Annotated in this window: 14 protein-coding genes and 2 pseudogenes; 7 read left to right on the top strand and 9 right to left on the bottom strand. The window is 37.8% G+C overall.

Going from position 1 to position 14,137, the window contains the following annotated elements; genetic code table 11:
* Window positions 1-86 precede the first annotated feature (86 nt).
* A pseudogene (locus AC1TO5_RS20665) lies at window positions 87-811 on the top strand (transposase); the annotation flags it as partial.
* 347 nt (window positions 812-1,158) lie between these two features.
* Here the strand turns inward: AC1TO5_RS20665 and AC1TO5_RS20660 are convergent.
* Together AC1TO5_RS20660 and AC1TO5_RS20655 are read right to left on the bottom strand one after the other, a co-directional pair.
* Entirely contained in the window at window positions 1,159-1,764 is a 606-nt protein-coding gene (locus AC1TO5_RS20660; RefSeq protein ID WP_482064729.1) for a cell surface protein, read from the bottom strand.
* 19 nt (window positions 1,765-1,783) lie between these two features.
* A complete protein-coding gene (locus AC1TO5_RS20655; RefSeq protein ID WP_482064728.1) occupies window positions 1,784-2,284 on the bottom strand; it encodes a matrixin family metalloprotease in 501 nt (166 codons plus the stop codon).
* Window positions 2,285-2,816: 532 nt separating this feature from the next.
* Between AC1TO5_RS20655 and AC1TO5_RS20650 the strand changes: the two are divergent.
* Window positions 2,817-3,496, top strand: a pseudogene (locus tag AC1TO5_RS20650) (transposase); the annotation flags it as partial.
* 125 nt (window positions 3,497-3,621) lie between these two features.
* Here the strand turns inward: AC1TO5_RS20650 and AC1TO5_RS20645 are convergent.
* The 4 genes from AC1TO5_RS20645 to AC1TO5_RS20630 all read right to left on the bottom strand — a co-directional run bounded on the left by AC1TO5_RS20645 (window position 3,622) and on the right by AC1TO5_RS20630 (window position 7,467).
* Window positions 3,622-4,476, bottom strand: a complete 855-nt coding sequence (locus tag AC1TO5_RS20645; protein ID WP_482064727.1) for an AraC family transcriptional regulator — start codon at window positions 4,474-4,476, stop codon at window positions 3,622-3,624.
* A 165-nt stretch (window positions 4,477-4,641) separates the two neighbouring features.
* Window positions 4,642-5,412 carry a formylglycine-generating enzyme family protein gene (locus AC1TO5_RS20640; protein WP_482064726.1) on the bottom strand — a complete coding sequence of 257 codons (771 nt, stop codon included), beginning with the start codon at window positions 5,410-5,412 and terminating at the stop codon, window positions 4,642-4,644.
* On the bottom strand, window positions 5,387-6,802 hold the full coding sequence (locus AC1TO5_RS20635; RefSeq protein ID WP_482064725.1) for a sensor histidine kinase: 1,416 nt from the start codon (window positions 6,800-6,802) through the stop codon (window positions 5,387-5,389). The genes AC1TO5_RS20640 and AC1TO5_RS20635 overlap by 26 nt, the downstream gene beginning before the upstream one ends.
* Window positions 6,799-7,467 (bottom strand): response regulator transcription factor, encoded by a 669-nt coding sequence (locus AC1TO5_RS20630; protein ID WP_482064724.1) that lies wholly within the window; start codon window positions 7,465-7,467, stop codon window positions 6,799-6,801. The genes AC1TO5_RS20635 and AC1TO5_RS20630 overlap by 4 nt, the downstream gene beginning before the upstream one ends.
* 322 nt (window positions 7,468-7,789) lie before the next feature.
* On the opposite strand from AC1TO5_RS20630, the gene AC1TO5_RS20625 reads away from it, so the two are divergent.
* Together AC1TO5_RS20625 and AC1TO5_RS20620 are read left to right on the top strand one after the other, a co-directional pair.
* Complete coding sequence (locus AC1TO5_RS20625; RefSeq protein WP_482064723.1) at window positions 7,790-8,008, top strand: PspC domain-containing protein; 219 nt, start codon at window positions 7,790-7,792, stop codon at window positions 8,006-8,008.
* A 29-nt stretch (window positions 8,009-8,037) separates the two neighbouring features.
* Window positions 8,038-8,691 (top strand): PspA/IM30 family protein, encoded by a 654-nt coding sequence (locus tag AC1TO5_RS20620; RefSeq protein WP_482064722.1) that lies wholly within the window; start codon window positions 8,038-8,040, stop codon window positions 8,689-8,691.
* Between the two features lie 153 nt (window positions 8,692-8,844).
* On the opposite strand, the gene AC1TO5_RS20615 is transcribed toward AC1TO5_RS20620, so the two are convergent.
* Window positions 8,845-9,234 (bottom strand): hypothetical protein, encoded by a 390-nt coding sequence (locus tag AC1TO5_RS20615; RefSeq protein ID WP_482064721.1) that lies wholly within the window; start codon window positions 9,232-9,234, stop codon window positions 8,845-8,847.
* A 198-nt stretch (window positions 9,235-9,432) separates the two neighbouring features.
* On the opposite strand from AC1TO5_RS20615, the gene AC1TO5_RS20610 reads away from it, so the two are divergent.
* On the top strand, window positions 9,433-10,332 hold the full coding sequence (locus AC1TO5_RS20610; protein ID WP_482064720.1) for an AraC family transcriptional regulator: 900 nt from the start codon (window positions 9,433-9,435) through the stop codon (window positions 10,330-10,332).
* Window positions 10,333-10,373: 41 nt separating this feature from the next.
* Here AC1TO5_RS20610 and AC1TO5_RS20605 read toward each other — a convergent pair whose 3' ends face one another.
* On the bottom strand, window positions 10,374-10,577 hold the full coding sequence (locus AC1TO5_RS20605; protein WP_482064719.1) for a hypothetical protein: 204 nt from the start codon (window positions 10,575-10,577) through the stop codon (window positions 10,374-10,376).
* A gap of 168 nt (window positions 10,578-10,745) precedes the next feature.
* Here AC1TO5_RS20605 and AC1TO5_RS20600 point away from each other — a divergent pair, with 168 nt between their 5' ends.
* Together AC1TO5_RS20600 and AC1TO5_RS20595 are read left to right on the top strand one after the other, a co-directional pair.
* On the top strand, window positions 10,746-10,916 hold the full coding sequence (locus tag AC1TO5_RS20600) for a hypothetical protein (protein WP_482064718.1): 171 nt from the start codon (window positions 10,746-10,748) through the stop codon (window positions 10,914-10,916).
* Window positions 10,917-11,279: 363 nt separating this feature from the next.
* Window positions 11,280-11,600 carry a transposase gene (locus AC1TO5_RS20595; RefSeq protein WP_482064717.1) on the top strand — a complete coding sequence of 107 codons (321 nt, stop codon included), beginning with the start codon at window positions 11,280-11,282 and terminating at the stop codon, window positions 11,598-11,600.
* 260 nt (window positions 11,601-11,860) lie between these two features.
* On the opposite strand, the gene AC1TO5_RS20590 is transcribed toward AC1TO5_RS20595, so the two are convergent.
* Window positions 11,861-13,546, bottom strand: coding sequence for a methyl-accepting chemotaxis protein (locus AC1TO5_RS20590; protein ID WP_482064716.1), 1,686 nt, complete (start codon window positions 13,544-13,546; stop codon window positions 11,861-11,863).
* Window positions 13,547-14,137: the final 591 nt, after the last annotated feature.

Raw genomic sequence — 14,137 nt, 5'->3', positions numbered from 1 at the left:
GGGATACTTTATATAAGAAAAAAAGACGCATCCATAAAATGAGGCCACTGAAAAAGTCATTTAATTCTAAACAGGCGGTGGCAGGAATGATTTCAAACCAACAAACTCTAAACCTTAGTCCATTTATGGGCATATACGACATCGTAGTCCCTAAAGATAATATGCTGCGTCAAATCAATGATCTTGTAGATTTTTCATTTATTCATGATGAATTACAAGTGAATTACTGTTTGGACAATGGTCGTAATGCCGTGCCTCCTATTCGGATGTTTAAATGTTTGTTGCTGAAATCGATCTTTGATCTTTCGGACGTAGATGTCGTAGAGCGTTCGAAATATGACATGTCCCTTAAATATTTTTTGGATATGGCGCCAGAAGAACAAGTGATTAACACAAGCTCGCTAACGAAGTTTCGCAAACTCCGTTTGAAAGATATAAATCTGCTTGACATGCTCATTCAAAAAACAATAGAAATCGCATTAGAAAAAGAAATCATTAAGAGTAAATAGATCATTGTAGATGCGACACACACGAAAGCGAGATATAATCAGCAATCCCCAAAAGAATTTTTGATGGAAAAATCGAAGTTGCTTCGCAAAGCAGTCTATCAAATCGATGAAACGATGAAAGAGAAGAAGTCATTTGCCAATATCCAAAGGTCCTGGAAAGGCTGAATCATTTGAAAGAAATCGTCGTGGATCATAACGAGCAATTACAGCTTTCAAATGATACGGACGCGCGTGTAGGACACAAAACGGCGGATTCCTCCTTCTTTGGTTATAAAACACATATCGCAATGAACGAAGAACGCTATAAGATCGAAGCGGAAAATAGTGAACTGAAACACAGACACGGGTATGATTTAGCCGATACCTCAGGTCTATTAGGCATGCAAATGCAAGGCGCAGTAACCATATTCACTGTTAATCTAAAAAGAATTATAAAGTTAATGAAGTAAAAATAGGCTAACCTAGCACAGAAAAAAGGCTGTTTTCATCAAATTCGAATGAAATCAGCCTTTTTTTGGTTTGTACCATATTCATGAAATTAAAATCGTGGGATTTTCAGTGGCCTCTCAGTAGACTATAGTGTGCTTTTCTGCACTGTCTACTGAAAGGGGATAATTTCATTCTTGGCAGCTTTGCTTTAATGAGTTAGCTATTCTTCAAAAGAAGATTTGAATCTCTTCCGGTCTGTTTTAACTTCATTTTTAACGGCCTTCTGGTAATTTTTATATTCCGTCGATGATACGATCTCTTCCTTGCTAGTGGCAAGGAGGATGATACTTGAGTTGGGTCCAGATACTAGTAGACTTCCATCAGGTTGAGTATAACCGGCGATGATATGATATTTATCGACTTCAAGGAGCTTGTCGTTCTCAAACACCACAACAGATTTCCGGTCCTGGGTAATTCCACCATTTTTCAGAATTTCAAACTCGGTGTTCTTTTTAAGTTTGCCTTTAATGTTGTCGATTACCGTGATTGAATATTTGGTATAGGGATCCTTTATTTCCTTTGTTCCAGACTCTGTTTCGATGGTAACGGGGTTTTTGTATATCGTCTCCACTTCGGAATTGACTTTAGCGACAAAGATGTAATCAGCATCTCCGATTATTTCATTAATATTTTCTACATTAATGCTGTACGATCCCTGTAGAGTCTCGATCGGCAGTTGACTCTTGTCAATTATACTTGGGTTGCTCGAGCATGCACCGAGGACCAGAGTGGTCGCAAGGACAATCCCTGTTAATGTTCTCTTCATAATAACACTCCCCTTCTCTTTAATAATTGCTGTAAGCGGCGTCGTACGATGTTTTATCCGTTGAGGATAAGCTTATAATTGAGAGTTTCCCTTGTTGCATAATATCCGAAGATCCTGAAGTGTGGTCGAGCCCCAGGGCGTGGCCAAACTCGTGTGTTGTCGTCTTGACGCGCTGAACTGGCGTCATGCCGGAATAGTGATAATCGTTAAACTTAATAGTACCGGCAGAGCTTGTTACTCCCATAGTAGTAGATACTTCATTGAAATCACTGAGATAAACATCTTCAACGATAAAAATGGTGTCAGGTCTAATTACACCAGGCTTATATCCATTCCAAGTGCTTACGGCAGTGCTAACGCTAGCGGTGTATTGCGTGTTACCGTCCCAATCCAGATTTTTTCCGCTGTCAACAAGATCCCATCCGAGAAGTGCAGCGTTGGCAGAGGGGGGGGCTGCAATCAATGCAATAGTGAGTGCAATGGATCCTAAGATTGCACTGGTCATTTTATTAAGTGACATATTCCTATTCCTCCTTTTTTTGTAAGCTTCACCGATATACTATTATATTCCTTTTTAGTCAATAATTAATATTTTTAGTATGTTGGGATATTCATTGAAAATTTAGGTAATTATATAAATAGACGATGATTGAAAGCCAAATGTTGCAGATGGCATCAGATTCCGAAGAAACACTCAAATTCCTGTAATATTTTATTTGGTAATGATTATTTACATGTATCTTTACTGGATGATTTTTATCAAGCACGTCATTCAGCTAATTGGTAACAACTGTGTAAAGTATAACGTAACATGATCGCAAATTTCGAAGAAGGCGTTGAGATTCTCGTATTTCGGCAAAGGGTTATGTAAAAAGGGTCAAAGCCTTTCCGCATAACCTTTTTCTTATCCTTGGCGCTTGTACCCTTTACTAGGACGAGGCCACTGAAAAAGTCCTTTAATTAAAAACAGGATACTCATATCTGCATTTAATGCGGAAGAGTATCCTGTCTTCTTGTATAATAGAGGTAACAATAAACAGGCGGTGGCAGGAATGATTTCAAACCAACAAAGCTTAAACCTTAGTCCATATATGGGCATATACGACATCGTAGTCCCTAAAGATAATATGCTGCGTCAAATCAATGACCTTGTAGATTTTTCATTTATTCATGATGAATTACAAATAAATTATTGCTTGGACAATGGTCGTAATGCCGTGCCTCCTATTCGGATGTTTAAATATTTGTTGCTGAAATCTATCTTTGATCTTTCGGCCGTAGATGTCGTAGAGCGTTCGAAGTACGACATGTCCCTTAAATATTTCTTGGATATGGCGCCGGAAGAACAGGTCATTAATCCAAGTTCATTAACGAAGTTTCGTAAACTCCGCCTAAAAGATATAAACCTGCTCGACATGCTCATTCAAAAACAGTGGAAATTGCGTTGGAAAAAGAAATCATCAAGAGCAAATCGATCATTGTGGATGCCACACACACGAAAGCGAGATATAATCAGCAATCCCCAATAGAATTTTTGATGGAAAAATCGAAATTACTTCGTAAAGCAGTCTATCAAAACGATGAAACGATGAAAGAGAAATTCCCGCCAAAATCAACGACAAATGAAATAATAGATGAATTGACCTATTGCCAGAAAGTGATCGATGCCGTTGAAAGAGAAGAAGTCATCTGCCAATATCCAAAGGTCCTGGAAAGGCTGAATTTCATTCAAATCGAATGGAATCAGCCTTTCTTTGGTTTGTAGCTCGTTCATGAAATTAAAATCGTTAGATTTTCAGTGGCCTCCATAAAATGTGTCTTTTTTTCATTACTTCATAAACTCTACTTAATTTAAAATTAAACTCTTTTTTTAACTGGTATCCATATTTCACTACTGTTGTTGTTTGCCATGCCATATAACATTTCAAAAGATGGACCTTCTACTTGTTCATACTCCGACGTTGCAAACCACTCTGAATAAATACGTACCCATAGCTTCTGTAAGTGATCACAGATTGGCTCCGGGAAAATCGCCCAAGTCATAGCTGGTACAGTTAATGTTGTAAATTTTTCTGAAATAGCTGATCCTTTTGGCTTATGATAGCAAATCATATACTTAAAAGTTTCTGGAGTATGGTCATAAAGAGCTGCATGCAACATGGTGTCTGGAAAACGACCAAGTATATCATTCATTTCATCTACACTTAAGTCATCATCACATTGTTGTCTAAACTTTGGTACCTCAACAAATGCCTGTTGTTGATCAGCACTTACTTCAGTAAATACGCCAAACATTTCAAATTCTTCTCTTTGTTCAATTCGATAATTCATAACTTCATCCCCTTTAATAGAAATGTGAAAGGTCAATCGAGGATATGCTTTCAGTGTATGACCATCTTCTCTTGCCGCCATTGGTACAATGCCGTGTTGTTGCTTGAACGCCCTTGCGAATGCTTCTGGTGAGTCGTACCCGTACTTTATCGCTACATCAATCACTTTAACATTCGTCGCTTGTAACTCAAATGCTGCTAAAGTTAGGCGACGACGTCGAATATATTCTGATAGCGACACACCAGTTATAAATGGGAACATACGCTGAAAATGATACGTTGAGCAACAAGCGATTTGAGCTAATTTATCATATGAAATATCATTATCCAAACGAGCCTCAATATACGAAATTGCATCATTCATTTTTGTAAGCAAATCCATAGTATTGCCTCCTTTCAATTCCTATCGTAAAGTAATTGAACTATCTTAACCTAGCATTTCATGCACCAATATATCAGTTACGTAAATTCGTACCATATCACTTACATGTTAAACTTCTCGATCTGTTCCTCTGCTGAGCATAATCCAATGCTCGATGTCGTGTTCTCATAGTTTAGTAAGTGCTATTCTAAAGCCAAGGTCATCTATCTTGAAATCAGGCATGCTTTTCCTTCTAATCGTAGAACCACAATTATTTTCAACTTCAGCCCAACTGCCTCCTCGGAAGATTCTATAGTTCCCATATCGTTCAGTATCGTATAGATCCCAGCACCATTCCCAGACATTACCGATCATGTCGTAAACATTCCATGGATTAGGAAGCAGTTTTCCGACTTGATGAGCTGATCCATTAGAGTTTTCTTGATACCATGCAATCTTACCAATTTCTTCATAGCGATATCCCTTAGTTCCCGCTTTGCACGCATACTGCCATTCACCATCTGTTAGTAATCGAAAGCCATTCGCTTTATTGTTATATATAGTGTTTTCACTTTCATCTGTAATTGTGTAGCACTCCGTCCTGCCAAGTATTCTGGACAATGCGTTACAAAAGACAAGCGAATCCAACCACGAAACTTCCGTAATTGGCAGGTTATTCACATTCGCTTCTACTTCTTCTTCATGCATGACATAATGATACAAATGCTGTGTTACCAGATACTTCATTACATAGAAGGGTTTAATCGTTTCAGTCCATGTAATAACGTTTTTATCACTTCCTCTTCCAGGGTCTGATAAAGTGTAATCTGAACTAAGCCATTTATTCATATTAATATAATCGCGTAATTCAACAGTCCCACCTTCTATTGGTACCATCAAATTCATTAAATCTTTCTGAAAACGCTCTCTGTCATTTCCGTACTTTCTGATTGTCATATTGACCTCCTGTTACCAGACAAACCGGATGAACGACTTTGCGGATTTCTATTGTTAAACCCTGTTCATTGGACTCCATAGACCATGACAAATTCATGCCGTTAACCATCATATCTACGATAGAGAGACCAATCCCCGCTCCGCTTTCGTTCGTTGGATTATCCATACCACCGCCATGATCAACGATAATAATGGCATCATAGTTAGGTTCAGCTACCACCTTTAATCCAATATAGCGTCCACTACTCGCATGTCGTAATACATTTTGAAATAGATTATCCATAATTCTACCTAACCAGATTGGGTCAGCCTGCCATACAAATTCCTGCATTCCGTCAAGTGAAACATCTATCTCAAAACCTGCTTTCTCAAAGGACGCATACCAAGTAGCTATATGCTCCCGCAAAAAGCGTATCATATGAACATCCTTCATCTCTAACCGATATTTATGACTCATTAATAGTGTATAGGACATTAAGTTCTCAATTAACGAATCAATCTGTTCTACCGAACGTTGCAAGGAATGTACTGCTTGTTTACTTTCAATTGGCAAATCTAACTTCGTTAACGAATAGGCATTTGACTGAATTTTAGTTAACGGTGTTCTTAGATCATGCGATAAATTAGCAATAAGCTCCTGACGAATTCGTCCCTCTTCCTGCTCACGAAGCTTACTTTCATTCAGTTCCATTACCATATGGTTAAAAGCATTCTCCAATTGACCAATCTCATCTGATTTACTAATCGATATTGGAATAGGGAGACCATCACTATTGCGGTTATTCATCGCCTTCTGTAAATACAATAACCGTTTGCGAATACTTCTGAAAAATAGATAAGAGATGACAATAAAGAGCATAATGATGATGACCACACCTATCATGAGCCATTGTCCGTACTGATCATATATTTTCCTTAAAGGCGGATCGAATGCCGAGCGAGGAATTTCAAGCACAGCAAATCCATGCGTAGCATCATCATTTACGAGCGCAACGACCGTAAACGGTTCGCCACCATAGCGTTCTTTCATAAAAGAAACAGTATACGAGCTCGTCCAGTAAGCAGGCACATCCCAATTGAGCTGCCAGCTACTAGTTAAATTGCCCTGCCCGTCTACCGAAAACATTGAACTTTCTGGATAAGCACTAGACCATTTTGAAAATAACCTATCCATCGCTTCGCTATCAATCTCAGTAAGTTCATTAATATCTTTATGCCAACTATTTTCTATTTGTTGATAGTTAGCCCGATTAGAGTTGGAATTCTCCATTTGCTCCTGTATCGTTGTCATAAGTATTGCACTCAATAAATATGCAAATTGAACGATGGCAATCGCAGAAATAATGAGCAGCATATATTTTGCTTGTAGCGAGCCAAATAGTTTTCTCATTGCTTCACCCGATATCCGATACCGCGAATCGTTTCGATAATAGTTGGACTCGATGGATCAACTTCAATTTTTTCTCTTAAGTAACGAATATGTACCATTAATGTTTTGTCACCCTCAATATAAATTTCTCCCCATACTTGCTCATATAACTGGTTTTTGGATAAAATTTGATTGAGATGGCGAATGAAACATTGAAATAAGAAAAACTGCTTACCCGTCAATTGAATTTCTTCGTTCGTCAACGTATTCGTAATGCTTATATCCTTCGTATTAATTTGTAAATGCTGAATGAGAAGTATTTGTTCCTGCTTCTGAAAACGACGCAGCAATACTTCAATTCGCGCTATTAATTCGTCCAAATGAAATGGCTTCGTAATATAATCATCCGCAAAGCTGAGCCCCTCGATCTTATCCTCCATCGCCGTTCTAGCAGATAGCATTAGAATAGGCAGCGAATCGCTAGCTTTCTTCAATCTTTTCCCGATCGAAAAACCGTCCAACCCTGGTAGCATCACATCAAGTATAACGAGATCGACCTGATCCACATGGCTCTCCGCACCTTCACCCGATTGTAGCCACGTTACCTCATAACCACGATCGACTAATTGCTGTGATACTAAGCTACCAATCTCTTGTTCATCCTCTATGTATAATATATGAGTCATTACGCTGCTCCTTTATAGTAGTTCTATGTGGATTAATCATAACATAGCATTCTGCTGATCCATTCGATAATTTAGCTTTATTCTGTACTCCTATTGGTGTTATTTGTAAGATATACCGATTATAATTCATATTCCCCATTTCTTCGATATTCCCTTCGGTATCAAAATACTATATTCAGGAAGCTGAGCAAAATCCCCGCCTCTCGTCGTGGTATCTCCCAATCCAAAGACCAGTAGTACAAATAGACTTAGGAACGTTACTAACATTTGCTATCCCATATACAATTACATTATAAGCAAAGACACGAAAGGATGATCGACAATGAAAAAATTATATCGCTCAACAACAGATAGCAAGCTAACAGGTTTATGTGGAGGTATCGCTGAATGGTTCGGTATTGATCCGACTATCGTACGTGTATTAGTTGTTATTGCTGCATTGTGCAGCTTTGGTACTGTAGCTCTATGTTACTTTGTGGCAGCACTGATCGTACCGAAAGCGCCTTTCAGCAATAATCAATTTACAAACTATCATTACTAATACAGAGCACACAAAAGGAGAATTGGACAATGGGAATTTTACAACGAGTAGTACAGCTGACGAAGGCCACAACGAATGAATGGTTAGATAAATTAGAAAACCCCGAAACGATGATGAATCACTATTTAAGAGATTTGGATGAGAAAATTGCAGTAGCAGAGCGCGGAGTGCTCCAGCAGCAAGTTGAAGAACGAATATTGCTAGGCAAGCATGATGAGCTAAGCAGCTACGCTGCCATGTATGAGAAAAAGGCAGTGCAGGCCGCAGCCGAAGCACGTGAAGTTGAAGCGCGTGCAGCGCTCGAAGCCAAACTACAGTATCAGGAGCAAGCTGATGAAACAGTACCTCTCATTAAACTTGCGAGAGAAGCAGCACTTGATCTGGAATTGCATATTGAAGCATTAAATGAAGAAAAGGTAAAGCTGCAAGCAAAGCGTACCGAGCTAATTACCCGCGTGCGCCAGACGCATGATAAATCATCATATAATCTGCAAGACAGCCCGTCTGTCAAAGGCTTTGAGCGAATCGAGCGAAAAGTGATGGAATGGGAGGCACAGCACGAGCTAAGAAGTATACTCCCCAATGAATACAATCGATCTAGTACCGAAGCTATTGATACGAAACAGCAGCAACGGAATGCTTTAGTAGAAGAGCAGTTGCAGCAGCTTATGCAGAAAAAGTAAAAACACATTATCACCATCAGTTGTTCTATTTCAAAACTATGTTATAAAAATGCTTTAGTTCAGATTAATATTGAAAAATCCGCTCCGTGCACCATTGCACAAGAAGCGGATTTTTTTTGAGTTTTGTGGTTTCAGTGCTACTACATTATAAAATCACTTTTCATTTACTCCAGTTATGAGGGTCAACATTTCCTCTTTACCATCCATATGTATCATTACGTGTATGGTTTCATTTTCATCATAGTTATTCGTTGAACTTGAACTTCTTATTCTATCTCCTAATAAATTAATATCAGCTTTAATATTTACATGTTGACTCGTAATTTCATAAGTCATTAGACTATCTTTGGGTTTACTCTTTCCAACATAGATAAATTGCCAAACTACATCAAAATATTTATTATTAGGTGATTTGCTAATAGTATACGTTGCTAGCCAGTTCTCACTCTCACCTTTGTAAACGATTCGATTATTCTTAGATGAACAACCTACCATTAATATAGATAAAATAACGAGTAGTAATATAGATTGCTTTAATTTCATAATGTTCACTGCTTTCTTAATGTTATAGAAAATAAAAAACAAAGATTCCCATTGCAATTATTCGATGCTATAGCCATATTCCCTTCAATGTTATAATAATTAGAGTAAGTATTACGACTATAACAACTTAGTTGTGCACAATTAGTTGCGAAACGATGCTTTTACTTCTTTATACTTTCTTTAAGAGGAGGGGATCAGATGGATTGGCTTACACGAATGAATCGGGCAATGGATTATATCGAGATGAATTTATGTGGAGAGATTGAACTAACCGAAGTAGCTCATAAAGCTTGCTGTTCTTCGCATGAGTTCCAAAGAATGTTTTCATTCATTACCAATGTAACGCTTGCGGAATATATTCGGCGTAGACGACTTACTCTAGCTGCACTTGAATTCCAAAACAGCGACGATAGTAAAGTAATCGATATAGCTATGAAATATGGCTATGAATCGCCCGTATCTTTCGCGCGAGCATTTCAATTAGTGCATGGCGTTACACCTGCAAAGGCTCGCCAAGTTGGGATTGCGCTCAAAGCTTATCCTCGGCTCTCCTTCCTTATTACAATTAAAGGAGCAGAAGCGATGAATTATCGGATCGAGACAAAGGAGTCTTTTCAAGTGTTTGGCATGGAAAGAGTGTTTCAAACCAATGGAGGTAGCGAAGCAATAGATACGCCTGCTCAGTTCTGGGGGCAAAGTCATGCAAATGGTGAAGTTGAGAGACTTGCTGCCAATTCAGGTGACTTACCTGCTTTTGTAAGTCAGGATTCATATAAGGTACATGCCGTCTGTAGCTATAGAAAAACTGAAGATAACACTTTCCCGTATATGCTTTGTGCATTTAATAATTCGTCTAGTAACACAGAAGGATATACTACCGTTACGATTCCCTCTCATACTTGGGCGATATTCCCTTCCGATCCATTCACATGGGATACATTTGATACCGCCATCGAGACGTTATACCGAAGATTCTACTCAGAATGGCTACCTACCGCGGGATATGAAATAGTTGGCGACATGGAGTTCGAAATCTATGGCGGCAAAGATGAGCTTAACTATGTCGAACTATGGTTCGCTGTAAGAAAAATCGATTAATTGGTAGAATAAGCACCCTCGCAATCGATGCGTGAGTGCTTTTATTTTGATTCTATTAAATTATTTGCCTCTGATTCCGTAATCAATTCATATTCGTTAAAATTTCCATTGAAGATGCTATCGTACGCAGTGGTTATGGCCCATTCTCCATTAATAAAGATCTCAATTATTCCATTTTCGAGGCGAATAACCGCAAATGGATCGACCTTCGAGCGATTATATTTAGTTATCGCATAATATTGCATGTCCAACTTCCTTTCCGAGGCTTTTCAAATACCAGTTTTACTACTCTCTAAAATTACATTGGTCTAAAACCGTAGCCTTGCTCGTTATCCCCCTGTGTTAGGCTAGTTGTCATAGACCTCTTAAACTAGTAAAGTTAGCATAGAAGTTTTAGAAGAGGAGCAAACACTATGGCCAGATTTAGCGAAGAATTTAAATACTCCATCGTCAAAAGAATGATGCCACCAACGAATGAATCTGTAAACACGCTAGCAAAGGAAACAGCTCTTGCTGAAACGGCTGCCCTTCTCGTGCTCAGAAAAAAGGCCAGTGCGATCTGGGGGGACAACGAGGACGACTGATCAGTGTCTCAGATCGCAATACCGCTATGATGTTGATCAAAGAAGCTGTTGGTAGTGGAGCAAGAGAATCACTCGCTTGTAAAGAATTAGGGATTAACCAAAGAACGTTGCAACGTTGGAAAAGCGACGACGAAAGAAAAGCCACAGACCAAACTGATCTCTACCCATTGTGCCACTGGGCCAAGCCAAGTGTGGATGTGGGATATTACTTGGCTGCCTGGACCAGCGAAAGGGATCCTTTTCTATCTGTATCTCATTCTAGACTTATATAGTAGAAAGTTAGTTGCCTGGGAGATTTGGTAGAAAAAACCCGCTGAACATGCAAGTGTACTTGTCAGACGAGGCATCTTATCTGAACAGCGCATGCGGTCAACACAGCCACTTGTTTTACACTCAAACAATGGGAGTCCTATGAAAGGCTCATCTTTATTAGAAACGCTTTATCAGTTAGGGATCACACCATCGCGAAGCCGTCCAAGGGTCAGTAATGACAATCCTTATGCGAAGTCTATCTTTAGAACCTGTAAGTATCGTCCGAACTATCCAGCCAAGGGATTCATGGCATTAACCGAAGCCAGAACGTGGGTATTATCCTTCGTATGTTGGTATAATCAAGAGCACAGACACAGTGGTCTTAATTTCCTGACCCCAAATCAACAAGAGGAACTTGAAACTTATAATTAATAATACCATCGCTAGATGGAACGCGGAATGATGGGAAACTATCACGTTCCGTGCGAAGTAGGGGAAGAGCTGGAGAAAATCTTAAAATTAAATTTAGGAGAGATAAAATTAAATTTAAACAAAAAGCATTCTGCTTACATTTTTTTTATTATACATTTTAATTTAATTGGCTCCCTACAATTTCTATATATAGATTTATCACTATCAATGAAAAGACTTCCCTTCGATTTTACATTGAAGAGAAGTCTTTTCACAAAAAATTATACTTTAAACCGATGTACCATCTCATTTAGCGCATCCGAAACCTTCGTTAATGATTGCCCAGTTGTTTGGATTTCTTCCATCGATGCGAGCTGCTCTTCAGTTGCTGCAGCTATTTCATGAGTACTTTCAGAATTTTTCTTGAACAATAAGGAAACTCTATCGTATTTATGTGTCACCATTGTGAAATCATCCGTTATTTTCTCTGAAGAAGTAGCTATTTCTTGTACTTTTCCAAATACACGTGCAATCGAATGTATTATTTCTTTAAATTGCACAGATGTTTCTGAGGTTAACTGCGCACCGGTTTCAACATTTATTTTAACAGCTTCAATAGTTTTAACAGTTTCATTTGTTGTCTCTTGGATATGCGTAATCAGTTTTCGAATTTCATTAACAGAGCTACTTGATTGCTCAGAAAGTTTACGAACCTCTTCTGCAACAACAGCAAATCCTTTCCCATGTATTCCAGCTCTAGCAGCTTCAATAGCTGCATTTAAAGCAAGTAAATTAGTTTGATCCGCGATATCATTAATGATTTTTGTAATTTCTCCTATTTTTAGAGCATCTTCTGCTAGAGAATTAATATTTTTATCTGTTTCTCCTACCGATTGTTGAATAACATCCATAAAAGAAACTATGTTTCCTACTGATTTCTCTCCATTATCAGCTTGAATACTAACGCCCATTGCTTCCTCCGTAACCTCAGCTGTATATAATGTCATTTTTTGCAATCTTTGTAGAGATTGCTCTATGGCTATAGAACTTTCATTTACAACAGATGATTGTTCATTCATACTAATAGAAACATCCTGTACATTCTCTGCTATTTGAATTGATGTAAGTTTTGACTCCTCTGCACTAGCAGAGAATTCCTCCGAAGAGGCAGCCGCTTGAGAAGATGAAATACTAATCTGTGTAATCATTTCTCTTAAAGAAAATAGAAATTGGTTAAACGAAGTAGCAACTTCACCTAACTCATCATTGTTTTTCACCTGTATAGTTTGAGTTAAATCACCGTTGCCATTAGCAACAGCATTCATTTGTTCTTTCAACTGGCGCAAAGGTACTAAGATTGCTCTGAGAAGAATTAGAACTAAAATCAGTCCAATAATAGTTGAACCTAATGAAACGGCTAGCAAAATAAATTGGTTTTGTTCAGATTGAGATGCTAAACTTGTACTTATTTCTACAGTTTTGTTATCTAGCTGCTCAATAAAACTATTAAACGAGGGATCCAGAACTTCCTTGCGAATTCTACGTTCTTCTCCAAAGTGAATTTTTTCTGCCTCTGCTGGGTTAATTACAATATTTTGCATTACTAACTGGCTTTGAGTCCAAAATTCTTCATAATTTCCTTTTATCGCTTCAATCACTTGTCGTTCTGAAGAGTTACTTGATAACTCAGATAGTTTATCTAATTGTTTATAAACCTCTGCTGACTTCTCTTTAATTTGATTAGCATATGTTTGATCACTAGTTAATAGCAATGCTCTTTCGTCATTCGAAAGTCCAGCTAATCGATATTGAATCTGTTTAGAAACTTTTTGCATCTCCGTTAAATTATTTAACTCTGCATTATTCTTTAGATTTTCAGATAATAACCAGGTTGAAAATCCTCCAATTCCAATAAGCGACACTATTAGAATTAAAGTAACAAGAATAAGTCTTGTTTTAATACGCATAATATTCCTCCATACATTCACTGTTAAAATTCCCTAATGTAATATTATAACAGGTTATTCAAATAAATAGATCACTATATACAAGAAAAAAATCTTGTAAAAGCATTCTTACAGAAAGAGGAGCTAAATTATACTACATAATTGATAGTATAATTAATCGTTTTATCATCCCAAAAGAAATGTTTACATATATAAATTCTCTTCTGACGGTTTTATTATCAAAATCAAGTCAGTTATTACATTGGAAGCAATCTGTGACATATCAGTTGATTTAGCTTTGAATGGTATAAGCGTGTTTATTTTCTACGGACAAGGCCTTTATGAGGAAGATTTAGTTATATCGAGGCATTCTTGAGAACGATTGGACAAGATAGAATGTTAATCATTACTAACTGTGTTATTCCACAATTGCAGCCTTTTTCCCTGTACATTTTTTTTCATTGATCTATAATATAATTTTTCTATCTTTCATATCATATAACAGCAAATAAACCGAATGAGATTGCAGTGCACCCCAATTGTTAGACACAGTCTAACAATTGGAGGTGCATTTTTTTATGGCCAAATTTAGTCGAGAAGATAAATTAGATG

The organism is Paenibacillus sp. Y930, assembly GCF_056786375.1.
This window is presented reverse-complemented; position numbering and strand designations above follow the sequence as displayed.

Bases quoted from the DNA above. Each gene is read 5' to 3' on its own strand.
- AC1TO5_RS20600 (WP_482064718.1), top strand. From the start codon at position 10,746: ATGGCCAGATTTAGCGAAGAATTTAAATACTCCATCGTCAAAAGAATG.
- AC1TO5_RS20595 (WP_482064717.1), top strand. From the start codon at position 11,280: ATGCGGTCAACACAGCCACTTGTTTTACACTCAAACAATGGGAGTCCT.
- AC1TO5_RS20610 (WP_482064720.1), top strand. From the start codon at position 9,433: ATGGATTGGCTTACACGAATGAATCGGGCAATGGATTATATCGAGATG.
- AC1TO5_RS20620 (WP_482064722.1), top strand. From the start codon at position 8,038: ATGGGAATTTTACAACGAGTAGTACAGCTGACGAAGGCCACAACGAAT.
- AC1TO5_RS20630 (WP_482064724.1), bottom strand. From the start codon at position 7,467: ATGACTCATATATTATACATAGAGGATGAACAAGAGATTGGTAGCTTA.
- AC1TO5_RS20625 (WP_482064723.1), top strand. From the start codon at position 7,790: ATGAAAAAATTATATCGCTCAACAACAGATAGCAAGCTAACAGGTTTA.
- AC1TO5_RS20635 (WP_482064725.1), bottom strand. From the start codon at position 6,802: ATGAGAAAACTATTTGGCTCGCTACAAGCAAAATATATGCTGCTCATT.
- AC1TO5_RS20645 (WP_482064727.1), bottom strand. From the start codon at position 4,476: ATGGATTTGCTTACAAAAATGAATGATGCAATTTCGTATATTGAGGCT.
- AC1TO5_RS20640 (WP_482064726.1), bottom strand. From the start codon at position 5,412: ATGACAATCAGAAAGTACGGAAATGACAGAGAGCGTTTTCAGAAAGAT.
- AC1TO5_RS20590 (WP_482064716.1), bottom strand. From the start codon at position 13,546: ATGCGTATTAAAACAAGACTTATTCTTGTTACTTTAATTCTAATAGTG.
- AC1TO5_RS20660 (WP_482064729.1), bottom strand. From the start codon at position 1,764: ATGAAGAGAACATTAACAGGGATTGTCCTTGCGACCACTCTGGTCCTC.
- AC1TO5_RS20605 (WP_482064719.1), bottom strand. From the start codon at position 10,577: ATGCAATATTATGCGATAACTAAATATAATCGCTCGAAGGTCGATCCA.
- AC1TO5_RS20615 (WP_482064721.1), bottom strand. From the start codon at position 9,234: ATGAAATTAAAGCAATCTATATTACTACTCGTTATTTTATCTATATTA.
- AC1TO5_RS20655 (WP_482064728.1), bottom strand. From the start codon at position 2,284: ATGTCACTTAATAAAATGACCAGTGCAATCTTAGGATCCATTGCACTC.